This window comes from Pseudomonas taiwanensis, assembly GCF_013393345.1.
GTDB lineage: Bacteria > Pseudomonadota > Gammaproteobacteria > Pseudomonadales > Pseudomonadaceae > Metapseudomonas > Metapseudomonas resinovorans_C.
Window position 1 is genome coordinate 17,743 of sequence record NZ_QJRF01000061.1, and the last position, 24,543, is coordinate 42,285.

Here is a 24,543-nt window from a genome sequence, read left to right on the forward strand (position 1 = left end):
GGCGCCTCTCCTAACTACTGGTAGCTCCCCAGGAATGCATCGGCGAACACCTGCAACGACGCGGCCGGCAAACGGTTGATGCCAGCCGCGCGTTTGCGTCCTCCTCCGGTTGCGAAGCCCCGGCAGAAAGCGTCCGCTTCCAGGCTGGCGTCGGCCGGTACTCGCAGGCTGAAGGTCCAGTCCCCATCGGCTCGCGCACTCAGCAGGCCCAATGCCCGCCGCGGGTCCCGCGCTGCCAACTGGTTGGCCAGCACCCCGCTGACCCGCCGCGCCCAGGGTTCTGCCGGTAAGCGATAGAGCGTCGCGCCCTCCCCCGTCTGCCAGGGCTCGAGACGCGCCGCAGCCGCCATGTCGGCGCCGTACCCCTCACGCAAGCAGGCGAAGCTGGGGCTCTGCCGGATGAAGTCCAACGGATCGTCGTAGGGCGCCAGCTCCACCGCCAGCGCCAGCGGGTCGAAATGCAAATCGTCCAGGCTGTCGCCATAGGCGTTGTAGTTCAGCAGTTGGCCCAGCTCTGCCAGCGCCTCGATATCCACCGCGCGCAGGCCATGACGCTCGGCCAGCGCCCTGGCCGGCCCGGCCATGCCGTCACCGAAGGCCGCCGCCACCGCCCAGCGATGGAACTGCCCCGCGAGGAAGCGATCCACCAGCAGGCTGGTGCAGACATCTGACGCCGTGTCGATGAAGGACTCGAACGCCGGGTGCTCAGGCAATTCACCCGCGAAGTGGTGATCGAAGTAGCGGACTCGGGCACCCGCATCGAGCAGGCGCGCGACGTCCGACCGATTCTGCTCATGGGCAATGTCCAGCACCGTGACCCGCTCGCCTGGGCCGGCCTGCACTCGGTCGAGCAGGCCGATATCACGCTTCACGCCGCTGACCAGGCGCACGCCTGCTTTCAGTTCTCCGGCGAGGCGCAATTGCTGCAAGGCGCAGAGTCCGTCCGCGTCGCCGTTGAAGGCGCAATGTTCGAGCATCTTCATCCCCCCGCGCTCAGCGCATCAGCTCGCCGCCGTTGGCGTCCAGTTGCGCGCCGTTGATGGCGCTGGCGTAGTCGGAGACCAGGAACAACGCCGCGCGGGCGCATTCCTCGTCGCCCGGCATGCGGCCGCCGGGAATGCCCTGGCTGAACTCCGCACGCACCTGTTCCTCGCTGACACCGCGCGCGGCGGCAGCCTGGCGCACATGGGCCTGCACCGGCTCGCCCCACATCCAGCCACAGGCCAGGCCGTTCACCCGCAGGCCGTGCCCGGCGAGTTCGGCAGCCAGGTAGCGCACCGCCACTGCCAGGCTTCCCTTGGAAATTGCATAGGCGCCGCCCCCCGCGTAGGGCTTGAACACACCCAGGGTGCTGATCATGGTGATGGCACCGGAGCGCTGCGCCTTCATCTGTGGCAGCACCGCACGGGTCAGGTGCAGCGAGCCGAACAGGTTTACCTCCAGGGCCTCCTGCAGCAGCGGGTCGGTGCAGCTTTCCAGGGATTCGAAACCGCCGTGGGCGTAAGCGCTGTTGACCAGGGCATCGATGCGTCCGAAACGTTCCACCGTTGCCGCCGCAAAGGCGCGGCAGGCCTCCGGGTTGCTCACATCGGTGGGCACCCACAGCACCTGGCAGTCGGTGCCCAGGTCATGGATGCGCTGTTCCGCCTCGCGCAGCCGCTCTTCATTGCGGGCGCAGATCGCCACGGCACGTGCGCCTTCGCGCGCCGCCTCCAGGGCGAGCTTGATACCCATACCCGGGCCGATACCGGAGATCATTACAACCTTGTCGTTCAGCAGCATGTTCGTGTCCTTTTGTTGTTATCGATCTGCTTTTCGTAGGAGCGAGCTTGCTCGCGAATGGGAACTTCCTCTTCGCCAGCAAGCTGGCTCCTACACAGAAGCACCAGCCAGGTAGCGGCTGCGGTAATCGCCGTAGTCGCGCTGCAGACGTGCGTCGTCGAGGCCGAAGGTGGCCGGGTCGTACTGGTGCGGGGCGCGCTGCTCGCGGCCATTGCGCGACAGCCAATCGGCCATCGCCGCACGCACCTCAGGCTTCAGTTCCAGGCCGGCAAAGCGATAGATGCGTTCGGCCACGCCCAGCGGGTCGGTCACCGTGTCCTCGAAGTGCAGGTCGAAGAACGCGCTGGCCGGCCGCCCTTCGCGCACCGCCATGCTGTGGCGCAGGGCGCGGGCCATGCGGCTGTTCCACTGCTCGCCGACCTGGGCCGGGTCGGCCTGGTCGCTGTAGATCTGCCAGAGGGTGTGGATAAAGCTCGCCAGCGACGGAATGGTCTTGCCCGGGTCGCGATGGGTGAGGATCACCTGCGCCTTCGGGAAAACCTTCAGCAGGATTTCCAGGGTATGCAGGTGCTGCGGGCTCTTCAGCAGCCAGCGGCGTCCCGGTGCGATGCCACGACGCGCCTGCTGCCATTGCAGGAACTGCAGCATCTTCTTCAAGTACGCATAGACCTGGGTCTGGTCCTGGCGGTCGAGCCAGGCGGTGTAGGTCGGCACGTTGACGTAGGAATCCATGGCACAGAGGAAGGAGTGCTCCATGAGCATGAACTCCTCATCCGGCTGCTCGGCGTCCAGCGGATGGATCGCCAGAATCTGCGGCACGAACTCGATCATCGCCGCCACCTCGGCACGCGCCCGCTCGATCCGCACCTGCGGCCGCTCCAGGGTTTCGCCGTCCAGCGGCGCCGGGTAGCGGGTTTCCCACCACTGCGCCTTGCTGAACTGCGGGTCCACCGACAACAGCCGTTGCAGCAGCGTGGTGCCGGTGCGCGGCAGACCGACGATCACCAGCGGGTCGTCGATGGGCTGCTGGAGAATCTCCGGGTGACGCTTGCAGTGCTCCTCGATCACCAGGCGGTTCACCAGCTGCGCCACCAGCTTCTCCCTGAGCAGTGCCCGGCCCTGGGCAGACAGTTTGGCCTCTGCGTGCAGGGCATCGGCCAGCACCGCGAGGGCCTGGCGGTAGTCACCGGGGCCGAAGTCGTCGAGCCCGCCAGCGCGGCGGCTGGCTTCGTCCAGCAGGCTGTCCAGGGCGAAATCGTCACCGGCGGGAATGGGACTGGTCATTGCAACTCCTTGAGGTGGTCGAGCTTGACCACACGGGTGACGGGGTGGAAGGGACGCTCGGCGCCGACCCAGCGCAGGCAGAAGGTGCCGTCGGCGTGGCCAGCGGTTTCCAGCCAGTTGGGCAGGCCCGGGTCGCGGTGGCTCAGCACCATGCGCACGCCGCCGCGCGCGTCCGGTTGCGCCGAGTGCTTGTTCAGGCAGATGCAGTGATGGCGGTAGTCGAGGGACTCCATCCAGTAGTTGTTGATCTGCAGGTTCCAGAAGTCGCAATCCGGCACCTGGTCGACTTCGATCAGCAGCGCCTCGTCATCCGCCAGCGACCAGTAGCCGTGGTAGTAGAAGATGTTCGGGTCGCCGCCCACCGACTGGCACAGGGCCTGGTCCGCCGGTGGCAGCTGGTTGGTATGGGCCTGGTAGCCCTGGGCCCAGTTGGCGAACAGCCGCGCGGTGTTCTCGACGAAGCTGGCGACCCGTCCCAGGCTCTGCTGCAGACGTTCCGCGCTCAGCGGTTCGGGCTTCTGCTGGCTGTCCAGACGCTCGATGCGCAGCTGCGCCGGCTGTTCGCTGGCGCGGTCGAGGAAGGTCTGGCGAACGATCAGCGCGTTGCTTTCGGGCTCCAGACGCAGCCAGTTGCCGGTGTCCACGCGGTCCTGGCTGAGGATGATTTCGAAGCTGCCATCAGCGTCGAGCTGCAGTTGGCTGGCGTCGATGAAACCAGTCTGGATCATCTTGCCGTCGCTTTCGTAACCGCCCTTCTGGGTGCCGAAACTGAGGTAGGACACGCTCCCCCGGCGACCACTGACGCGGTACTGGTTCGCGCCGTTGAGGCGGGCATACTGGTAAAGGTTGTCCGGGTTGTCGGCGCCGATCTTTGCGGTCTCGTGGGACGGCGAGAAGAAGCCGGGGAAGTCCGGATCGGCGAATTCCAGGTGCATTTCCAGGGCGATGCGCAGCAGGCGGGTCAGGTAGCGGAAGCCCTCGGCGCGGGTCTGCGCATCGCTGGGTGCCTCGCTTCGCAGGATCTGCTCACCGCTCCGTTTGAGCTGGTCGCAGAAATCGCTCCAGACCTGCCCGGTCAGCACCTGCTGTTCGATTCCATCTGTGGCCATTTCGGTCTCCTCTGGTCCGGCGGAACACCCGCCACTGCGGAAACCTTAGGGAGATGGGCGGGAGGGATTCTTCGTCTGGGCGGACTAAATCACCGGCTGGCTCGCTGCTGGATGTAACTCCGTAGGATGGGTGGAGCGGAGCGATACCCATCAGCGCGGTCGATGGGTATCGCAAGCTCCACCCATCCTACGATCTGGATGTAGGAGCGAGCTTGCTCGCGAAGGGGGCGCATCATTCGCCAGCAAGCTGGCTCCTACAGCGAGGCAATGAGCGGGAACCTAGTCCACCCGGACGAGGAACTGGCGACAACGGGCGCGGAGCATCGGCCGGATCGGCGTCGCGCGGTGCGGTGCCTGAATCCCGAGGAATCCCAGATGGCTGAAGAAAAGAACCTGGTGCGGTCGCTGACCGTGGACATCGCTGCCCCCGCCGAGCTGGTCTGGTCGGTCCTGGCGGACCTTGTGCGCTACCCCGAATGGAACCCCTTCACCGTGAAGGTGGAGTCCAGCCTGCGCCTCGGCGAGCCGGTGAACCTGTACCTGCCCAATCCCGCCAGCCCTGGCGAGCTGCTGCATGTGGTCGAGCAACTGGCCAGCTTCGAGCCACCGCGCCTGCTGGCCTGGGAGATGCACGCCAGCGCGAGCAACCCCGACGCCGCGCGCCGTGAGCAGCTGATCGAAGCCACCGGGCCGAAGAGTTGCCGCTACCACACCACCGACCTGTTCCTCGGTGACACCGCCGACCAGGTGATGGAACTGCATGGCCCCTGGGTCAAGCAGGGCTTCGATGCGGTGGCCCTGGCGGTCAAGGCACGCGCCGAAACGCTGTTCGCCGAGAGCCGCTGAAACTTCGTCTGCTCGGACGAAGAACCCCCGACGACGCTTTCCCTACCGTGGAAAAAAGCCGGCCCGCAGCACGTGGAGCCGGCCCCCACCCAAGGAGGCAAGCGATGCTGACTCACCTGCAACGCCTGGAAGCCGAAAGCGTCCAGATCATCCGCGAAGTGGTCGCCGAGTGTGAAAACCCGGTGATGCTCTACTCCATCGGCAAGGACAGTGCGGTCATGCTGCACCTGGCGATGAAGGCCTTCGCGCCGGGCAAACCGCCCTTTCCCCTGCTGCACGTGGACACCACCTGGAAGTTCCGCGAAATGATCGCCTTCCGCGACCAGACCGCCGAGCGCCTGGGCCTGGAACTGCTGGTGCACATCAACCCGGAAGGCCAGGAACGCGGGATCAACCCCTTCACCCACGGCTCGGCGCTGCACACCGATATCTGGAAGACCCAGGGACTGAAGCAGGCCCTGGACCTGTACGGCTTCGACGCGGCCTTCGGCGGTGCCCGGCGCGACGAGGAAAAATCCCGGGCCAAGGAGCGTGTGTTCTCGATCCGTTCCGAACAGCACCGCTGGGACCCCAAGCAGCAGCGCCCCGAACTCTGGCGCCTGTACAACACCCGCAAGCGCAAGGGCGAAAGCCTGCGGGTGTTCCCGCTCTCCAACTGGACCGAGCTGGATATCTGGCAATACATCTACCTCGAAGGCATTCCCATCGTGCCGCTCTACTTCGCCCAGGAGCGCCCGGTGGTGCGCCGCGACGGCACGCTGATCATGGTCGATGACGAGCGCATGCCGCTGCTCCCCGGCGAATCCCCCGAGCTGCGCAAGGTGCGCTTCCGCACCCTTGGCTGCTACCCCCTGACCGGCGCCATCGACAGCGACGCCGACAACCTGCCGGCGATCATCCAGGAAATGCTGGTGAGCCGTACCTCCGAGCGCCAGGGTCGGCTGATCGACAGCGACTCGGCCGGTTCCATGGAGAAGAAGAAACAAGAGGGCTACTTCTGATGAACGCCAAGATCGAACTTGACCAGTACCTTGAGCAGCAACAACAGAAGGACCTGCTGCGCTTCATCACCTGCGGCAGCGTCGACGACGGCAAGAGCACCCTGATCGGGCGCCTGCTGTACGAAACCAAGGTGCTCTTCGAAGACCAGCTCGGCCAGTTGGAGGCGGACTCGAAAAAGCTCGGCACCCAGGGCGGCGAACTGGATTTCGCCCTGCTGGTGGATGGCCTGGCCGCCGAGCGCGAGCAAGGCATCACCATCGACGTCGCCTACCGTTTCTTCGCCACCGACAAGCGCAAGTTCATCGTCGCCGACACCCCCGGCCACGAGCAGTACACCCGCAACATGGTCACCGGCGCCTCCACGGCCGACCTCGCGGTGATCCTGATCGACGCCCGCCAGGGCCTGCTGCCGCAGACCCGCAGGCATAGCTACCTGGTGTCGCTGCTGGGCATCCGCCAGGTGCTGGTGGCGGTGAACAAGATGGACCTGATGGATTACTCGGAGGAGGTCTTCAACCGCATCGAGGCCGACTACCGCGCCTTCGCCGCACAACTCGGCCTGACCGATATCCAGTGCATCCCGATGTCGGCACTCAAGGGTGACAACTTGCTGGAAGGCAGCGCCAATATGCCCTGGTACCAGGGCCTGAGCCTGCTCCAGCACCTGGAGAACGCGCCCCTGGAAGCGGCCCGTGCCGGCGCCGCTTTCCGCCTTCCGGTGCAATGGGTGAACCGCCCGAACCTGGATTTCCGTGGTTTCGCCGGCAACGTCGCGGCGGGGACCATCCGCGTCGGCGAACGCATTCGCGTGCTGCCCTCGGGTCAGCAGAGCCGCGTTGCCGGCATCCTCGGCATGGCCGGCGCACAGGAAGAAGCCATCAGCGGCCAGGCCGTGACCCTGACCCTGGAAGACGAGATCGACATCAGCCGCGGCGACCTGATCGTCCGGGCCGACGCGCCGCCCGCCGTGGCCGACCAGTTCGAAGCCACCCTGGTGTGGATGGGCGAGGAACCCATGCTGCCCGGCCGCCCCTACCTGATGAAAATCGGCTGCCGCACCCTCGGCATGAGCTGCGCCACCTTGAAGCACAAGGTCAACGTCAACAGCCTGGAGCAGCTCGCGGCGAAAACCCTGGAGCTCAACGAGATCGGCGTGTGCAACCTGAGCCTGGACCAGGCGATCGCCTTCGATCCCTATGGGGAAAACCGCGATACCGGCGGCTTCATCATCATCGACCGGCTGAGCAACCAGACCGTCGGCGCCGGCATGCTGCACTTCGCCCTGCGTCGCGCGCAGAACGTGCACTGGCAAGCCATCGATGTGAACGGCGCGGCCCGTGCCACGCTGAAGGGCCAGACGCCGCGCATCCTCTGGTTCACGGGTCTTTCCGGGGCAGGCAAATCCACCGTCGCCAACCTGGTGGAGCGCAAGCTGCATGCCCTGGGCCGGCACACCTACCTGCTGGACGGCGACAATGTGCGCCACGGCCTCAACCGCGACCTGGGCTTCAGCGAAGCCGACCGCGTGGAGAACATCCGCCGGGTGGCCGAAGTGGCGCGGCTGATGCTGGACGCGGGGCTGATTACCCTGGTGTCGTTCATCTCCCCCTTCCGCGCCGAACGCGAACTGGCACGCAGCCTCGCGGGCGACGGCGCTTTCCTGGAAATCTTCATCGACGCATCCCTGGAGCTGGCCGAGAGCCGCGACCCCAAAGGCCTCTACCAGAAAGCCCGGCGAGGTGAACTGAAGAACTTCACCGGCATCGATTCGCCCTACGAGCCGCCGCTGGCACCGGACCTGCGCATCGACACGGCGAGTGAATCAGCGGAAGCAGCGGCCGAGCGCATCGTTGAGCACCTGTTGGCGCTCTGAGCCCGCACGCTCAATGGGCCTTGGCCTGTAGGAGCGAGCTTGCTCGCGAATGTCCCTCGCTCGGAAGTTCGCGAGCAGAGCTCGCTCCTACATTTCCCGGCCAAGCAAATCGATCCCCTACCGCCACTAGGCCGAACGGACGATTTATCCACAGCGCGCGCCGCCAATACTCAGCCGATCCAGCCCGACAACCACAACAAGCGAGGCGAGGATGGACGACCTTCGACATGCCCATGAACTGGCGGGAATCAGTGCCGCCGAACTCAGCGAACTGCTGGCACTGAACTACCGCGGACCGCAGGAACCCACGCCCTGGGCCAGCCTGCTGGAAGCGTTGCGCCTACGCTTCGACGCCAGCTACCTGACCCTGGTGCTGCGCAATCCCGCCCACGAGCGGCCGGGGCTGATCGTCAACGCCTCGATTCATGGCCCGCACCTGCCCGGCGAGCCCTCCTACAGCGAGCATTACTACGCCATCTGCCCCTTTCTCGACTGGCCGGCTGAGCAAGTGGTCACCGCCGACCAGATACTGGGGACCGGACACTGGCTGGCCCACGACTTCTACCAGAGCTACCTGCGCCCGCTCGACCTGCGCTACGTGCTGGTGGCCAACATGCAGACGGCGGCCGGCATGCACTGCGCCCTGTTCGCTTGCCGGGGGCATTCAGGACGGGATTTCGACGCCGCGGAAACGGCCCTGGTGCGCCTGTTGCTGCCGCACCTGCAACAAGCCGTGGACCTGCACTCGACGGTGGACCAGCTGGACTCCGAACGCCGCCTCTACGCCGTGACCATCGACCGGCTATTGGTGGGCACCGCCATCCTCGACCAGACCGGCAAGGTGATGAACAGCAACCAGGCCGCCCAGCGCCTGTTCGCCGCGCGGGATGGCCTCGAATGCCACCAGGACAAGCTGCGGGCCTTCGCCGGCCAGGACAACCGCAACCTGCAGCGCAACATCCAGACCATGCTTCAGCACCACCAGCACGGCCGGGACGACTGCATCGAAGTCTTGACCCTGACGCGCCCCACCGGGGAGGTGCCGCTCAACCTGCTGCTGCGCCCCATCGCCCTGAACTACGAGGGCCAGGGCAACGCCCGCCGGCCGGCGGTGGCCGTGTTCATCCGCGATCCGGGCGATTCGCCGCAAGCCTCGCGGTGCCTGCTGCGCAGCCTGTTCCAGCTGACCCGCACGGAAACCGAGGTGGCGATGCTGATGATGGATGGCCTGACCCTGGACGAAAGCGCCGAACGCCTCGGCGTATCCCGCAACACCGTGCGCGCCCACCTGCGTGGCGTGTTCGCCAAGACCGGCGCCACGCGCCAGGCGCAATTGGTGAAGACCCTGCTGAACAGCGTGGCTTCGTTGGCTTGAGGAGGGTGCACAACTCGCCCCCGTTGCACGTTTCCGTGTAGGAGCGAGCTTGCTCGCGAAAGACCGCGCTCGGACGCTTCGCGAGCAAGCTCGCTCCTACAGGTTGGCCATTCTTCGCAACGCGTCCTTGGTCACCTTGCCCGCCGCATTCAGCGGCATGGCGTCCACCACCTGGGCGCGGCGCGGGACCTTGTAGTTGGCCATCTGCTCGCGGCACCAGCCGAGGAACTCGCCGGTATCCAATTGCTGGCCGGACGCGGGCAGGAGGAAGGCCATGGCCACTTCTCCCAGGCGCTCGTCCGGAATGCCGATCACCGCCGCCTGGGCCACGCCCGGATAGCGCAGGATCACCTGTTCGATCTCCGCCGGGTACACGTTGAAGCCGCCGGTGATGAACATGTCCTTGATGCGGTCGGTGATGCGCAGGTAGCCATCCTCGTCCAGCACGCCGATGTCACCGGTGTGCAACCAGCCTTCGGCATCGATAGCTTCGGCCGTGGCTTCGGGGTTGTTGAAGTAACCCTGCATCAGGTTGTACCCACGCACCAGCAATTCGCCCGGTTCGCCCGGCGGTACCGGGTTGCCACTGGCATCGACGCAGCGCACTTCTACATCGGGGAAGGCGCGGCCCGAGGTGGTCGCCACCCGCTCGGCGGAATCCCCCGGCCGGCAGATGGTGACGAAGCCGCAGGCCTCGGTCAGGCCGTAGGCGGTGACGATGGTTTCGAAGCCGAGTTCGCTACGCATGCGCCGCACCATTTCCACCGGCACAGACGCCGCGCCGGTCACCGCCACCCGCAGGCTGGACAGATCGAAGCGCTCGCGCTCGGGGAAGGCCAGGATCGACTGGTACAGGGTCGGCGGCCCGGGGAGCACGTTCACCCGCTCGCGGGCAACGCGTTCGAGCATCACCGGCACATCGAACACTTGCTGCGGCAGGATGCAGCAACCGCGCATCAGCGCCGCCAGCCAGCCGGCCTTGTAGCCGAAGCTGTGGAAGAACGGGTTCACGATCAGGTAGCGATCGCCATGGCGCAGGCCGACCATGGCGCTCCAGTCGCGGACGATGCGCAGGTTCTGGCCGTGGGCGGTCATCACGCCCTTGGGCTTGCCGGTGGTGCCAGAGGTGAACAGCAGGTCCGACAGGCTGTGCTGATCCACCTGACTCTCGCGCACCACCAGCTCCGCCGGGGACACCTCGTCCGCCAGCGCCATGAAATCGTCCCAGCCCAGGCAGCCCGGTGCCGCGCCGCGCAAGCAGATGCGCGTACGCAGATCCGGCAGCGCTTCGCCGGCCAGCAGCGACGGGTAGTCGGTGCCAAGGAATTCGCCGATCACGAACAGCAGGCTGGCGCCGCTCTCGCGCAGGATGAAGCCCGCCTCGCTGCCTTTCATCCGCGTGTTCAGCGGCACCAGCACCGCGCCGACGCTCTGCAGCGCGATGGCGGCGACTATCCACTCGTGGACGTTCGGCGCCCAGATCGCCACCCGCTCGCCGGCCTGAATGTCCAGCGCCAGCAGAGCGCGGGCGGCCTGGCGCCGCAACTGGTCGAGCCGGTGGTAGCTGATGCGGACGCTGTCGTCCTCGATGGCCATGGATTCGCCGTAGCGGGTCGCGGTGGCGGCCAGCAGCTGAGGAATGGTCAGGACGCTTTCCAGGTCGGTCATGGGCTTTTCTCGGGGCGCGACGGGGCAGCGGCCGGGTAAACCCGGCCGTGGCATGGATGGGAAATCAGGCTTGCGGCGGTGCGAAACGGCGGCCGGCGGAGAAGCCGCCATCCACCGCGATCATCTGGCCGCTGACGAAGGAGGCGTCGTCAGAGGCGAGGAACAGCGCCACGCTGGCCACCTCTTCCGGCTGCCCGGCACGGCAGAGCATGTGCTGGGAGGCGAAGTAGGCGTGGAATTCCTTCTGCTCCTTGACCATCTGGGTCATGGGCGTGTCGATCAGGCCCGGGCAGAGGCCGTTGACGCGGATATTGGCGTAGCCGTAGTCGATGGCCATGGAGCGGGTCAGCTGGGTGATGCCGCCCTTGGCGGTGTTGTAGGCGGCGTTGCCGTCGCAACCCTGCAGACCGAAGATCGAACCGAAGTTGATGATCGAGCCGCTGCGCTGGGCGACCATCTGCGGCAGTGCGTAGCGGCTGGTGAGCATGGAGCCGGTCAGGTGGATATCCAGGACCCTGCGCCATTCCTCGGTGCTGGTCTCGGTGATGCTGCCACGGCTGGCGATGCCGGCGGCGTTGACCAGTGCGTCGATGCGGCCGAAGCGTGCAACCACTTCTTCCATCACCGCCTGCACACGCGCTTCGTCGCGCACGTCCAGGGTCATGAACAGCGGCGCCGGCTGCAGCCCTTCCAGGCTGGCGACGACATCCGCGCGGGGTTCACCCACGTCCAGCCCAACCACCTGCGCGCCCTCGGCGACGAAACGGCGAACACAGGCCAGACCGATACCCGAAGCGGCACCGGTGATGACCGCAACCTTGTTGGACAGACGCGCCATGGCAAACCTCGATGTCTTGTTGTTGGAATGGGGCTTTCGGCGGAGTCTACCGCCGGAGTGGGCAGGAGTGATCGTCCGTTGAGACTACGCGGCGGAATGACCATCACACCGATCGCCCGGCCCCCACCGCAGGTTGTGGCTGAGCTACGCGAAGCCCAACAAATCCATGCCCCCAGTCGGGCTTCGCTGCGCTCTGCCCAACCTACACCTTCAAAATAAAAAACCCGGCCGAAGCCGGGTGTAAAGGCACTGACATACACGCTCAATACCACCCGTAAGGGCGGTAGCCCCCGGCTGTCACCCCGGAAACTTCAGTTTCAGCCGCGCGCTGCCGGGGCGGCCCTGGCATGCCAGGGTCCAGCCTTCGGCGAGTTCCGCGGGGCTGAGAATATCGTTGCGGGAGAGCACCACTTCGCCCTCCTCCACCTTGCACATGCAGGCGCCACAGAAGCCCTCTTCGCAGGAGTAAGGCGCGTCGAGGCCGGCATTGCGCATGCTCTGCAGCAGAGTCTCGCCCGACTGCACGGGCACTTCGCTGAGCTGGCCGTCGAGCTCCACCAGCAGTTGCTCCGCCTCAACGCCAGCGGCCGCCGGAACGGCCTCCTGGGCATCCGGATCGGGCGGCGAGACAAAGCGTTCCACATGGATGCGCTCACGCGCTTCCCCCAGCCCCAGCAGAGCTCCTTCCACGGTGTCCATGAAGGGACCGGGTCCGCAGATATAGAACTCCGCGCCGGCGTGGCCGCGCACCAGTTGGCGTACTTCGCCCTGGCTGAGGAATCCCTGCACCGAGTCCAGCACGTGGACCACTTCCAGTTGGTCCACATGGGCCTTGGCCAGTGCCTTCAGCTCATCGCGGAAGATCACCGAGGCTTCGTCGCGATTGGCGTACACAAGCTTGATCCGGCGGTCGGTGGTCTTCAGCGCCGATTTGAGGATGGAAAACACCGGGGTGATCCCCGAACCACCGCCGAACAACACCAGGTCATGCGAACCGGGACGCAGGTGGAAGTGCCCCGCGGGCGGCAGCACCTCCAGCAGGTCGCCAGGACGCACCTGGTCGTTGAACCAGTTGGACACCCGGCCGCCTTCCACCCGTTTGACGGTGACCTTCGGCAGGGTGTCGCAATCCGGCGAACTGGACATGGAATAGCAGCGTGTCAATCGCTTGCCATCGAGCACCACGCGAAAGCCCAGGTACTGCCCCGCCTTGTACTGGAAGCGCGCTTCCAGTTCGGCGGGAATCCGCAGCACCAGCGAACGGCTGTCGTGGGTCTCGCTGATCACCTCGGCCACTTCCAGCTGGAAGGCGCCGGACTGCTGCGGCTCGATCACAAGTGGCTGCACGCTACCCATCACAATCTCCGAATCAAAGCAGGCCGCTGACGGTCTGCGCGTTGTCGATGCGCATCTCGCTGCCGTTGATGAAGCGCGATTCATCGGAGGCGAGGAAGAGCACCAGGTTGGCGATGTCGCGCGGGGCGCACATGCGGTTCTTCGGGTTCTGGTCCAGCACTTCCTGGGGAATCGCCTGGCCACCGGTCAGGGCCTGGGTCATCGGGGTGTTGATGCCGTCCGGGTGCACGCTGTTGCAACGGATGCGGTAGCCCTGCTCCTTGCAGTGCAGCGCCACCGAGCGGGTCAGCGCGGCCACTGCGCCCTTGGAGGCGGAGTAGGCGCAGAAGGCCGGCATGCCGCCCAGGGCCGCCACCGAAGACATGTTGACGATGGAACCGCCGCCGCTGTCCTTCATCGCCGAAATGGCGTACTTGCAGCCGAGGAAGTAACCGTCGCTGTTGATGCGCTGGACCTTCTGCCACAGCTCCAGGCTGGTGTCCTCGATACTGGCCATGGCCAGGATGGCGGCGTTGTTCACCAGCACGTCGAGACGGCCGAATTTCTCCAGGGTGAGCTTGATGACGTTCTGCCAATCGGCCTCGCTGGCGATGTCCTGGCGAACGAAGATCGCATTGGCGCCGATCTCGGCAGCCACCTGGCGGCCGGCTTCTTCATTGAGGTCGGTGAGCACCACCTTCGCCCCTTCGCTGGCCAGCAGCAGCGCGTCTTCGCGCCCTACCCCGCTGGCGGCGCCAGTGACGATACAAACCTTGCCTTCGACTCGTTTCATTGTTGTTCTCCTTGGGAAGCCAGAGCGGCACGAACCAGGCCCGCCACATGGGCACCGACCCGACGTCCGGAATGGACGCAGTCGGCCAGGGACAGGCCGGACACATAGAAATTGGAGGCCACGCCCACCGCATTGCGGCCGGCGCTGAACAGGCCGGGGACGGGCTGGCCGTCTTCCCCCAGCACCTGGCCGCTGCGCTCGCACACGGTCAGGCCGCCGAGGGTGATCACCGGGCAGGGGAAGAGCTTGCTGTCGAACGATAGGTCCAGGGCGTACCAGGGGCCCTCGTCCAGGGGTGCGAGGAACGCTTTCGATTTGCCCAGTTCGTCGTCGCGGTCTCCCCGCGCTGCGGCGTTATAGGCGGCAACCGTGCGTTCGAGGTTCGCCTGCGGCAAACCGGTACGCTCCGCCAGTTCGGCAAGGCTGCGGCCACGGCGGGCGTTGAACAGCATGTTGAGCACGGCCGGCAGGCGCTGGAAGGACCAGACCTTGCCCGGTCCCACCTGGGCGAAGGCTTCCTTCATCAGCGCGCGATTGAGGATGAGGATGGCGCGGCCGCCCTGCTCTTCCACCATGGCGTGGCCGAGCTTGGCGCCGTAGACCTCTTCGTTGCAGTAGCGACGGCCTTCGGCGTTAACGATCAGGCCACGGGCCCAGGCCAGTGGCGGATTGATGAAGCGCCAGGCGCTCGCCCGCTCCATGCGTGCGGTGCGGCCGCCGGCACTCTGGCCGAGGCGGATGCCGCTGCCATCGCAACCACTGGTGCCCAGCGGCAAACCGTCGAGATAGCGCGGCGCATGCACGGTCAGCATGGCTCGGTTGAAAACGAATCCACCTGAGCTGAGCAGCACCCCGTGCATGGCGCGGATCAGCCGGCGTTGCCCGTGGGCCAGTTCCAGCGCACGCAGCTTGCGGCGCCAGCCATCGGCAAGGGCCGGAGCATAGGGGTGAATGGCGTCGGTCCAACGGCTCAGCCGCGCGTGGCGCTTCGCGGCACGGCTGCCGGCCGGCAGTTCCCAGGCTTCGACACCGAGCACGGTGCCGGCATTATCGAGCACCAGGCGCCGTACCTCGCACTGGCGACGCAGGCGCACGCCCTTGCGCAAGGCGGTGGCGGCCAAAGGACGGAACAAGGCGATCCCGGACATACCGGAACCCAGCGCGCGGTGGCCACGGGGGGCCGGGCGCGCCTGGGCGGCGTAGCTCGGTACCGCTTCGTTGCCCGAGTAGTAGAGGTAGTACTGGTCGCTGGGGTAGGAGGTCTTCAGCGGCGGCACGCTGCCCTGGAAGGCCGCGCCCTGCTGCTCCAGCCAGACCAGATTGGCGCGGCTGTCCTGACAGAAGCCACGCAGCGTCTCGGCGGAAACCGCCTCGTCCACTTCCTGGCGCAGGTAGTCGTACATGGCCTCGACTGAGTCTTCCACACCCGCGTCGGCCTGCTGCGACGTACCGCCGCCGGCGTAGACCACGCCGCCGCTGCGCGCCGTGGCACCGCCGCCCTGGAAGCGATCCAGGGCCAGTACCGAAACGCCCTGGCTTGCGGCCTCGATGGCAGCACACACACCGGCGCCACCGAAGCCGACCACCAGCAGGTCGGCGCTGTCGTCCCAGGCCACCTGCGCGGCATCACGTACGCGCAGCGGCGCTTCGGGGGTCTGCTCCATGGCCGTCATGGCACGCCCTCAGCTGGCAGCGGCCAGGGACGGCGCGGTCGTGGTGTACGCGCCGTTGAGGTAGACCAGCGGACTGATCTCGGCGCTGTTGTGGATCTCCACAATGCGCCCGATGAAGATGGTGTGGGTGCCGTAGCTGAACGTGCCGTCCTGCTGGCATAGGATGGCGGACTGGGCATCGCCCAGGTAGGGAATGCCGCCCTCGCTACTGCGCCAGTCGCCCTGCTGGAAGCGCGCTTCACCCTTCACCGGGCCACTGCACAGGTGGGAAAGCCCTTCCTGCTCCAACCCGAGGATGTTCACGCAGAAGTCCGCACCGGCATCCAGCACGGCATGCAGCGATGCGGTCTTGTTCACGCAGATGAGCAGCGACGGCGGCTCGGTGGAAAGCGAATCCACCGCAGTGGCGGACATGGCGAACCGCTCCTGGCCATTGCTGGTGGTGATGATGGTCACGGACTTGGCCAGACGACGCATCGCCTGGAGCATCTCGCCTTTCAGATCGGCCTGGCTCATCGCACTGCCCTCTTGTTGTTCTGGAGTGCTGCCGATTTTTCGCCAGGGCCGGGCGGGCAACATCGTCCGAGGGGACTAGTCAGAACGCCGGTACGTGGGGCTCTTTACCTGTGGGGGCGAATTCATTCGCCAAGGGCAGCGCAGCTGCCACCTGTTGGGCCGAAGGGCAGACCTTCGGCCTGCATAGCGAATGAATTCGCCCCCACAAAAGAGCTGATCCTGCCAGCCGACAAATCCGCGCTCGTGCATATGGTCCGTTTGAAGGATGCCGCCCCGCTTGCCCGTTGTTTGAATGCCCGGCGATAGGTGGAAAAGCCTTCAACAGGAGAACAACAACATGCTCGACCACGACCTGATCCGCCAACGCCTGAAACAACGTGCCAAAGAACTGGTGCCGGTGCTGCGCGAACGCGCGCCGCTGGCTGCAAAGAACGGCCAGTTGCCCGAGGAAACCATCCGCGATTTCCACGAAGCGGGCTTTTTCCGCATCCTCCAGCCTGCGCGCTGGGAAGGCTACGAACTGGAGCCGCGTGATTTCTTCGAAGTGCAGATGACCCTCGCCGAGGGCTGCATGTCGTCCGCCTGGGTGCTGGGCGTAGTGGCCATCCACAACTGGCAGCTGGCGCTGTTCGACGACCGCGCGGCGCAGGATGTCTGGGGCCAGGATTCGAGCGTGCTGATCTCCTCCTCCTACATGCCGGTGGGCAAGGTCACCCGCGTCGACGGCGGCTTCCGCCTCAGCGGCCGCTGGGGCTTCTCCTCGGGCAGCAAGCACTGCCAGTGGGCGTTCCTCGGCGCCATGGTGCCGCCGGCGAATGAAGGCGATGGCCCGGATTACCGCACCTTCCTGGTGCCACGCAGCGACTACAGCATCGTCGACAACTGGGACGTGATGGGCCTGGAAGCCACCGGCTCCCACGACGTGCTGGTGGAGGACGTGTTCGTGCCCGAGCACCGCACCCATCGCTCCATCGACGGCTTCCTGCAGAACAGCCCGGGCAATGCGGTGAACACGGCTCCGCTGTTCCGCCTGCCCTTCGGGCAGATCTTCGTGCGGGCGGTTTCCTCCTCCACCATCGGGGCATTGCAGGGCGCCATTGACCTGTTCGTCGAGGCCAACAAGAGCCGCGTCGGCGTGAACGATGGCCGCAAGATCATCCAGGACCCCGGCGCCCAGACCGCGCTGGCCAACGCCATGGTCACGGTGGATGAATGCCGCACGGTGTTGCTGCGTAACTTCGACCTGATGATGCAGCGCGCCAAGGCAGGCGAAGCGTTGACCATGGCCGAGCGGGTGAAGATGCGCTACGACTCCGCCATCGTCCCCGACAAGTGCGCCCAGGCGGTGGAAGCGCTGATGTACAACAGCGGCGCCTCCACCATTTTCCGCAAGCACGGCATCAACCGCGCCTTCCGCGATATCCACACCGGCCGCGCCCACGTGGCCAACTGCCCGGGCAAGTACGCCCTCAACCTGGGCGGCGTGGGGATGGGTCTGGACAGCACCGACTTCTTCCTCTGATCCCTTTGCGTAAGAGCCAGCTTCTGTAGGATGGGTGGGGCTTGCGATACCCATCAATCCGCGGTGATGGGTATCCGCCCCACCACATCCTACGGTCCTGAGATCGCGATTCGCGAGCAAGCTCGCTCCTACGTAGGAGCCAGCTTGCTGGCGAACCCGCCTCGCCACGACGCCCGCCCCGCGCGGGCGTCGTGCTGTGCGGGGCATCAAGATGACTAGTCCCTTTGGGGGATTCAGCGCCGTTTTCGATCCCACACCATGCGCTCAAGACCCGACTTCTCCGGGTTGACCGATCGAAGAACAAGAAGGGCCAAGCGCATGAAATTCTCCCTGATCTACGAGGCACAGACGATCGACTCCAGCCGCGAAGGCGACCGTCGCATTTTCGACGAAACCGTCGAGCAGGCCGTACTCGCCGACAAGCTCGGTTTCGACACTTTCTGGTGCGTGGAACACACCGCGCTGACCAACTACTCCCACATGTCGGCGCCGGAAACCATGCTGGCCTTCGTCGCCGGCAAGACCGAGCGCATCGGCATCGGTCACGGCGTGGTCTGCCTGCCACCGGCCATGAACCACCCGGTGAAGGTGGCCGAGCGCATCGCCACCCTCGACCTGCTGTCCAAGGGCCGCGTGCACTTCGGTGTGGGCAAGGGCGGCACCCAGCAGGAGGCCGGCACCTTCGGCTACGACCTGGCGACCCTGCAGCCGCAGATCGACGAAGCCATGTACCTGATCCCGAAAATGTTCGTGCAGGACGAGATCGAACATAACGGCGATTTCGTGAAGATTCCGAAACGCCCGATCCATCCCAAGCCCTACCAGGACCCGCACCCGCCGATGTACCTGGCCTGCACCAACACCGAATCGCTGAAGAACGCCGGCGGCCGTGGCATGGGCGCCCTGGTGCTGGGCTTCGGTGGCCCTGAGGAAATCGCCAAGAAAGTGGCCGTGTACCACGAGGCCTGGGACAACCGTGACGAGAAGAACCAGGTGGGCTTCCGCCCGAATCGTCATATCGCCGCGCTGTGCCCGGCCATCGTCTTGGAAGACAACGAGAAGGCTCGCCACATCGGTATCCGTGGCCAGCGCTACTTCATGGAATCCCTGGCGTATTGGTACGCCGGCGGCGAGCGCCCGGACCCGGAGAAGTGGAAGGACGACACCTTCGTCGACGGCAACGGCCAGGCGGTGATCAAGTCGCGCTTCGCTTCCGAGGAGGTCAAAGTGGACTTCTCCGACCCGACCATGGCGATGATGAACCCCAACCATGCCTACGGCACCGTGCAGGACTGCATCGGCTACGTGCAACGCCTGATCGACGCCGGCGCCGACGAAATCCTCTTCATCTGCCAGATGGGCACCGTGCCCCAGTGGGCGCAGCTCGAGACGCTGAAGAACATCGGCGAGCACGTGATTCCCTACTTCCGCAAACAGAAGGACTGACCTGAGCAGCGGAGTGAGGAATGAAAAACGGGCCTTCGGGCCCGTTTTCTTTTTGGATGGCAAGGTTGGAGCTCTTCTTGTGGGGGCGAATTCATTCGCTGCAGATCGAAGATCTGCCGTAGGTTGGTCCGAGGAACGAGGCCCAACATCGCGTTCTCGATTGTTGGGCTTCGCTTTGCTCAAGCGGAACGCCGCCCGCCACAACCTACACAAGCTCCAGCCCCTGCAAAACTCAACCGGATTTCTTCACAATCGCTTCGGCAATGCTCGCCGGTACCTCGGCGTAGCGGGCGAATTCCATGGAGAAGCTGGCGCGGCCCTGGGACATGGAACGCACGTCGGTGGCGTAGCCGAACATTTCACCCAGGGGTACTTCGGCGCGGATGATCTTGCCGGACACGCCATCGTCCATTCCATGGATCAGGCCACGGCGGCGGTTGAGGTCGCCCATGATGTCGCCCATGTAATCCTCAGGTGTCACCACTTCCAGCTTCATCACCGGCTCCAGCAGGACCGCGCCGCCCTTCTGCGAGAGCTGCTTGGTGGCCATGGAGGCGGCGATCTTGAACGCCATCTCGCTGGAGTCCACGTCGTGGTAGGAACCGTCGAACACGGCGGCTTTCAGGCCGATCAGCGGATAGCCGGCGAGCACGCCGTTCTTCATCTGTTCCTCAATGCCTTTCTGGATGGCCGGGACGAATTCGCGGGGCACGACGCCACCCACCACTTCGTTGATGAACACCAACCCCTCCTGCCCTTCGTCCGCCGGGGCAAAGCGAATCCAGCAGTGGCCGTACTGGCCGCGGCCACCGGACTGGCGAACGAACTTGCCTTCGATCTCGCAGGTCTTGCGGATCGTCTCGCGGTAGGCCACCTGGGGCTTGCCGGTATTGGCCTCGACATTGAACTCGCGCTTCATGCGGTCGACGATGATGTCCAGGTGCAATTCGCCCATGCCGGAGATGATGGTCTGTCCGGTTTCCTCGTCTGTCTTGACCCGGAATGACGGGTCTTCCTGGGCAAGCCTGCCAAGGGCGATGCCCATCTTTTCCTGGTCGGCCTTGGTCTTGGGTTCCACGGCGATGGAAATCACCGGCTCAGGGAAGTCCATGCGTTCCAGAATGATCGGTTTGTTCAGGTCGCAGAGGGTGTCGCCGGTGGTGACGTCCTTCATGCCGATCAGCGCAGCGATATCCCCAGCGCGCACTTCCTTGATCTCCGCGCGGTGGTTGGCGTGCATCTGCACCATGCGGCCGACGCGCTCCTTCTTGCCCTTCACCGAGTTGAGCACGGCATCCCCCGAGCTCAGCACGCCGGAATAGACGCGAACGAAGGTCAGGGTGCCGACGAAGGGATCGGTAGCAATCTTGAAGGCCAGGGACGAGAAGGGTTCGGTGTCGTCGGCGTGACGTTCGTCTTCCTTCTCCGGGTGGTCCGGATGGGTGCCGCGAATCGAGGGAATTTCAGTGGGCGCCGGCAGCAACTCGACCACGGCATCCAGCACCAGGGGCACACCCTTGTTCTTGAACGACGAGCCGCACACGGCCGGCACCACATCGCAGGACAGGGTGCGAATGCGCAGGCCGGTCTTGATTTCCTCCTCGGAGAGATTGCCGCCGTCGAGGTACTTGGTCATCAGCTCCTCATTGGCCTCGGCCGCAGCTTCCAGCATCACGTTGTGCCAGTGATCAGCCTCCTCCCGCAGTTCGGCGGGAATCTCCTCTTCGCGGAAGCTGGCGCCCTGGTCGGCGTCGTTCCAGTAGATGGCTTTCATGCGGATCAGATCGATCTGGCCGTTGAAGTTCTCTTCCTGGCCGATGGGCAACTGAATCGGCACCGGCGTGTGACCGAGGCGCTTCTTGATCTGCTCCACCACCCGCAGGAAGTCGGCGCCGGCGCGGTCCATCTTGTTCACGTAGGCAATGCGCGGCACGTGGTATTTGTCGGCCTGGCGCCAGACGGTCTCGGACTGCGGCTCCACGCCATCGGCGCCGCTGAACACCACCACCGCGCCATCCAGCACGCGCAGGGAGCGCTCCACCTCGATGGTGAAGTCGACGTGGCCGGGGGTGTCGATGATGTTGATGCGGAACTTGTCGAGCTGCTTGCGCGAACCGCTCCAGAACGCCGTGGTGGCCGCCGAGGTGATGGTGATGCCACGCTCCTGCTCCTGGACCATCCAGTCCATGGTCGCGGCGCCGTCATGCACCTCGCCCATCTTGTGGTTGACCCCGGTGTAGTAGAGAACCCGTTCGGTGGTGGTGGTCTTGCCGGCATCCACGTGGGCCACTATGCCGATGTTGCGGTAGTGGCTGATGGGGGTTGTACGGGCCATGGCGATCACCTCCGTGCGGGTTATGGGTTATGGCAGGGCCGCACGCACTCCGGCGGTGCCAACGGCACCGGGTTCGAGTACAAGGGTTGTGGGCGAATGGCCTGCTGCACGGGAATGGCAGTCCCCAAGGCCGCACGTCCCCTCCCCTAACGCTAGCACCGCCTCGACCACGCCACCGGCCACTCATCCGCTAGTCCGGGTGGACGATGCCGCGCCGCGCGCCAGGCCGCATGGTCTGGGCGCCTCCATAAAAACAAGGACCTTGCCGTGGAAAAAATCATCTACACCCTGTGGCGCGCCCCGCAGGACAGCGTCGAAAACTTCTCCCAGCAACTGCGCGGCGTGGTCGCCGAACAGCTGTTCACCCTTGGGGCGCGAGGCCTGCAGGTGAACCTGGCAGATGCCGATGTCGCCCCTGCCGCCGGGCTGCGCCAGGAAAACAACCGGCCGCTGCCGGACGCCACCCTGTCGCTCTGGGCCGACAGCGCCAACACCGACGTCCGCCGCCCCTTCGATGACGTCCTGAAGGCCGTATCCAGCCGGCTGGCGGCCTACCTGGTGAGCGAATCGGTGGTGATTCGCAATACCCGCTACCCCGCCCATCCCGGCCAGCGTACCCACGGTTTCTCGCAGATCGCCTTTCTCAGCTGCCCGCCGCGCCTGACGCGCGATGCCTGGCTAGATGTCTGGCGCAACCACCACACCCGCGTGGCCATCGACACCCAGGACAATTTCCTCTACGTGCAGAACCTGGTGGTGCGCGCCCTCACCCACGGCGCCGCGCCGGTGGACGCCATAGTCGAGGAAGCCTTCCCGCCAGCCGCCATGACCGATCCCATGGCGTTCTTCGATGCGGTGGGCGATGAAGCGAAATTCCAGAAGAACCTGACGGCGATGATGGACAGCTGCAATCGCTTCATCGACTTCGACAAGCTCGACGTGCTGCCCACCAGCCAGTACCTGCTCAAGGCAGCGGCCGCGCTTTGAGCCCAAGGGGAGCGGCCGCCGGTGCTGCTCCCCGTTCAAGGTCTGGACGCTTTACAGGCCGCCGAGCAGACGCCGGAACTCCTGCTCCGAATAACCTCGCAATGTCTGCGTCCTGACATTGCCCAACTGGCCCGTCTTGAGCAGCAAGGTGGTTGCCGCTTCCTCATCCCCCTCGACTATCAGCACCAGGTCGTAACTGCCTACCGTCCAGTAGACGGTCTTGACCGAAAGGCCAAGCTGCTCGGCCAACCCTTTGAAGGCGACGAAGCGATCCGGGGAATCCTTGACGCTGCGAATGCCCTGGTCGGTGAAGCTCGCCAGCGTGATGAACGTAGCCATGCGCGCGCTCCTGATTGGAGGGCGACGGTCGGGATTGCGGAAGTCACTGCACTGGAAGAAGGCCGCCACTCTTCCCGCCATGCATGCCCATCCGGCGCAACGCGCCACGGGCCCTGTCGACAGCGAGCTTCCGACGACCTCCACAAGGTAGGAATAGCACTCCCGGAACGGCGCGCATGACCACTGATCCACTGTCCGCCGGGCAGGCGCGGGAGGCCGACCTATACTTTCAGGCCCGGAAGGCTCGAGGGCCTGCCGCGATAGCCGCCAGGCACTGGCGGGCCTAAACAGCCAGACAAAGGAGGACGTACATGGCAATCCGCATTGGTGACGAAGCACCCGACTTCACCGTGGACAGCACCGAAGGCACCATCAATTTCCACCAGTGGATCGGTGACCAGTGGGCCATCCTGTTCTCCCACCCGAAGGACTTCACGCCGGTCTGCACCACCGAGCTGGGCTACATGGCCAAGCTCAAGCCCGAATTCGACAAGCGCAATACCAAGGTCATCGGCCTGTCCGTGGACCCGGTCAGCGATCACCGCAAGTGGGTCGGTGACATCGAGGAAACCCAGGGCCACGCGGTCAACTACCCGATGATCGGCGACGAGAACCTGGTGGTGGCCAAGCTCTACGACATGATCCACCCCAATGCCAGCGCCGGCCCCCGCACCGCAGTGGATAACGCCACGGTGCGTTCGGTGTTCCTCATCGGCCCGGACAAGAAGGTCAAGGCCATGCTGGTCTACCCCATGAGCGCCGGCCGCAACTTCGACGAAGTGCTACGCCTGCTGGATTCGCTGCAGCTCAACGCCAAGCACACGGTGGCGACGCCGGTGAACTGGCGCCCCGGTGAGGACGTGATCATCCCCACCTCGGTCTCCGACGAAGACGCGAAGAAGAAGTACCCGGACGGCTACAAGACCCTGAAGCCGTACCTGCGGGTCGTCGCCCAACCGAAATGACCGGTCGCGCGCCCTCCCACGGAGGGCGCGCCACGGGCTGCCATACTGTCCTGCATGGTCAGGGCAACGTTCCGATTCTACGAAGAGCTCAATGACTTCCTGCCCACCGAGCGGCGCCGGCAGGCCTTCACCTGTGCCTGCGCCCGGGCGGCCACGGTCAAGCACATGATCGAGGCACTGGGCGTGCCGCACACCGAAGTCGAACTGGTGCTGCTCAATGGCGAGTCGGTCGGTTTCGAGCGAGTGATACTCGATGGCGACCGGGTGGCGGTCTATCCCAAGTTCGAAACGCTGGACATCAGCCCCCTGCTCAAGGTCCGCGCACACCCGCTGCGGGTGCTGCGCTTCGTAGCCGACGCCCACCTGGGCGGCCTCGCCAGCCTGTTGCGCATGTGCGGTTTCGACACCCTCTACGACAACGGCTTCGAGGATGGGCAGATCGCCGAGATTTCCGCCCATGAAGGGCGCATCGTGCTCACCCGAGACCGCGAGCTGCTCAAGCGCCGCATCATCACCCACGGCTGCTACGTGCATGCGCTGAAACCCTCGCTGCAACTGCGCGAGCTGTTCGAACGGCTGGACCTGGCCCGCAGCGCCAATCCCTTCAGCCTCTGCCTGCACTGCAACCATCCGCTCCACGAGATCGCCCCGGAACTCGCCCGCCCCCGAGTCCCGCCCAAGGTCGGCGCTCTCTATTCGCGCTTCCTCAGCTGTGCGGCCTGCGACCGGCTGTATTGGGAAGGCTCCCATTGGCGCAGCATGTGCACCCTGCTCGCCCCCTTGTTGGCTGTGGATAAGTCCGGCGAAGACTGATCGGCGCATACCCACAAAAACGGTGGATGAAGCTGTGGATAA

The 24,543-nt window shown here is 65.3% G+C and carries 21 protein-coding genes; 9 read left to right on the forward strand and 12 right to left on the reverse strand.

Going from position 1 to position 24,543, the window contains the following annotated elements:
- Positions 1–14 precede the first annotated feature (14 nt).
- The 4 genes from DM872_RS14480 to DM872_RS14495 form a co-directional block, all read right to left on the reverse strand.
- Positions 15–983, reverse strand: coding sequence for an acetyltransferase (locus tag DM872_RS14480; RefSeq protein WP_179060148.1), 969 nt, complete (start codon positions 981–983; stop codon positions 15–17).
- Positions 984–993: 10 nt separating this feature from the next.
- Positions 994–1,782 carry an SDR family oxidoreductase gene (locus DM872_RS14485; RefSeq protein WP_179060149.1) on the reverse strand — a complete coding sequence of 263 codons (789 nt, stop codon included), beginning with the start codon at positions 1,780–1,782 and terminating at the stop codon, positions 994–996.
- Between the two features lie 90 nt (positions 1,783–1,872).
- On the reverse strand, positions 1,873–3,066 hold the full coding sequence (locus DM872_RS14490; protein ID WP_179060150.1) for a sulfotransferase family protein: 1,194 nt from the start codon (positions 3,064–3,066) through the stop codon (positions 1,873–1,875).
- Positions 3,063–4,175 carry a DUF1214 domain-containing protein gene (locus DM872_RS14495; protein ID WP_179060151.1) on the reverse strand — a complete coding sequence of 371 codons (1,113 nt, stop codon included), beginning with the start codon at positions 4,173–4,175 and terminating at the stop codon, positions 3,063–3,065. Before DM872_RS14495 ends, DM872_RS14490 begins: the two co-directional genes overlap by 4 nt.
- Before the next feature lie 375 nt (positions 4,176–4,550).
- Here DM872_RS14495 and DM872_RS14500 point away from each other — a divergent pair, with 375 nt between their 5' ends.
- From DM872_RS14500 to DM872_RS14515, 4 genes are all read left to right on the forward strand, one after another.
- The gene (locus DM872_RS14500; protein ID WP_179060152.1) at positions 4,551–5,021 is read left to right on the forward strand and encodes an SRPBCC domain-containing protein; all 471 of its coding nucleotides are present in this window, start codon (positions 4,551–4,553) and stop codon (positions 5,019–5,021) included.
- A gap of 104 nt (positions 5,022–5,125) precedes the next feature.
- On the forward strand, positions 5,126–6,022 hold the full coding sequence (gene cysD / locus DM872_RS14505; RefSeq protein ID WP_179060153.1) for a sulfate adenylyltransferase subunit CysD: 897 nt from the start codon (positions 5,126–5,128) through the stop codon (positions 6,020–6,022).
- A complete protein-coding gene (gene cysN, locus DM872_RS14510; protein WP_179060154.1) occupies positions 6,022–7,896 on the forward strand; it encodes a sulfate adenylyltransferase subunit CysN in 1,875 nt (624 codons plus the stop codon). Before cysD ends, cysN begins: the two co-directional genes overlap by 1 nt.
- 211 nt (positions 7,897–8,107) lie before the next feature.
- On the forward strand, positions 8,108–9,271 hold the full coding sequence (locus DM872_RS14515) for a helix-turn-helix transcriptional regulator (RefSeq protein ID WP_179060155.1): 1,164 nt from the start codon (positions 8,108–8,110) through the stop codon (positions 9,269–9,271).
- Between the two features lie 96 nt (positions 9,272–9,367).
- Here the strand turns inward: DM872_RS14515 and DM872_RS14520 are convergent, their stop codons facing one another.
- From DM872_RS14520 to DM872_RS14545, 6 genes are all read right to left on the reverse strand, one after another.
- On the reverse strand, positions 9,368–10,939 hold the full coding sequence (locus tag DM872_RS14520; protein ID WP_179060156.1) for a FadD3 family acyl-CoA ligase: 1,572 nt from the start codon (positions 10,937–10,939) through the stop codon (positions 9,368–9,370).
- A gap of 64 nt (positions 10,940–11,003) precedes the next feature.
- Positions 11,004–11,777, reverse strand: coding sequence for an SDR family NAD(P)-dependent oxidoreductase (locus DM872_RS14525; protein ID WP_179060157.1), 774 nt, complete (start codon positions 11,775–11,777; stop codon positions 11,004–11,006).
- Between the two features lie 297 nt (positions 11,778–12,074).
- Entirely contained in the window at positions 12,075–13,133 is a 1,059-nt protein-coding gene (locus DM872_RS14530) for a ferredoxin--NADP reductase (RefSeq protein ID WP_179060158.1), read from the reverse strand.
- A 13-nt stretch (positions 13,134–13,146) separates the two neighbouring features.
- Complete coding sequence (locus DM872_RS14535; RefSeq protein WP_179060159.1) at positions 13,147–13,905, reverse strand: glucose 1-dehydrogenase; 759 nt, start codon at positions 13,903–13,905, stop codon at positions 13,147–13,149.
- Positions 13,902–15,578 carry an FAD-binding protein gene (locus tag DM872_RS14540; protein ID WP_179060160.1) on the reverse strand — a complete coding sequence of 559 codons (1,677 nt, stop codon included), beginning with the start codon at positions 15,576–15,578 and terminating at the stop codon, positions 13,902–13,904. Before DM872_RS14540 ends, DM872_RS14535 begins: the two co-directional genes overlap by 4 nt.
- 9 nt (positions 15,579–15,587) lie before the next feature.
- Positions 15,588–16,094, reverse strand: coding sequence for a flavin reductase family protein (locus DM872_RS14545; RefSeq protein WP_179060161.1), 507 nt, complete (start codon positions 16,092–16,094; stop codon positions 15,588–15,590).
- Positions 16,095–16,431: 337 nt separating this feature from the next.
- Between DM872_RS14545 and DM872_RS14550 the strand changes: the two genes are divergently transcribed.
- Both DM872_RS14550 and DM872_RS14555 read left to right on the forward strand, forming a co-directional pair.
- On the forward strand, positions 16,432–17,616 hold the full coding sequence (locus DM872_RS14550) for a flavin-dependent monooxygenase (RefSeq protein ID WP_179060162.1): 1,185 nt from the start codon (positions 16,432–16,434) through the stop codon (positions 17,614–17,616).
- Between the two features lie 318 nt (positions 17,617–17,934).
- Positions 17,935–19,062: an LLM class flavin-dependent oxidoreductase gene (locus DM872_RS14555; RefSeq protein WP_179060163.1), complete on the forward strand. Its 1,128-nt coding sequence runs from the start codon at positions 17,935–17,937 to the stop codon at positions 19,060–19,062.
- 232 nt (positions 19,063–19,294) lie between these two features.
- On the opposite strand, the gene fusA is transcribed toward DM872_RS14555, so the two are convergent.
- Positions 19,295–21,397 (reverse strand): elongation factor G, encoded by a 2,103-nt coding sequence (fusA, locus tag DM872_RS14560; RefSeq protein ID WP_179060164.1) that lies wholly within the window; start codon positions 21,395–21,397, stop codon positions 19,295–19,297.
- Between the two features lie 267 nt (positions 21,398–21,664).
- On the opposite strand from fusA, the gene DM872_RS14565 reads away from it, so the two are divergent.
- Positions 21,665–22,384: an EthD domain-containing protein gene (locus DM872_RS14565; RefSeq protein ID WP_179060165.1), complete on the forward strand. Its 720-nt coding sequence runs from the start codon at positions 21,665–21,667 to the stop codon at positions 22,382–22,384.
- Between the two features lie 51 nt (positions 22,385–22,435).
- On the opposite strand, the gene DM872_RS14570 is transcribed toward DM872_RS14565, so the two are convergent.
- Complete coding sequence (locus tag DM872_RS14570) at positions 22,436–22,723, reverse strand: GYD domain-containing protein (RefSeq protein ID WP_077523970.1); 288 nt, start codon at positions 22,721–22,723, stop codon at positions 22,436–22,438.
- A gap of 311 nt (positions 22,724–23,034) precedes the next feature.
- On the opposite strand from DM872_RS14570, the gene DM872_RS14575 reads away from it, so the two are divergent.
- The gene (locus DM872_RS14575; protein WP_077523971.1) at positions 23,035–23,688 is read left to right on the forward strand and encodes a peroxiredoxin; all 654 of its coding nucleotides are present in this window, start codon (positions 23,035–23,037) and stop codon (positions 23,686–23,688) included.
- 54 nt (positions 23,689–23,742) lie between these two features.
- A complete protein-coding gene (locus DM872_RS14580; RefSeq protein ID WP_179060166.1) occupies positions 23,743–24,501 on the forward strand; it encodes a Mut7-C RNAse domain-containing protein in 759 nt (252 codons plus the stop codon).
- Positions 24,502–24,543 lie beyond the last annotated feature (42 nt).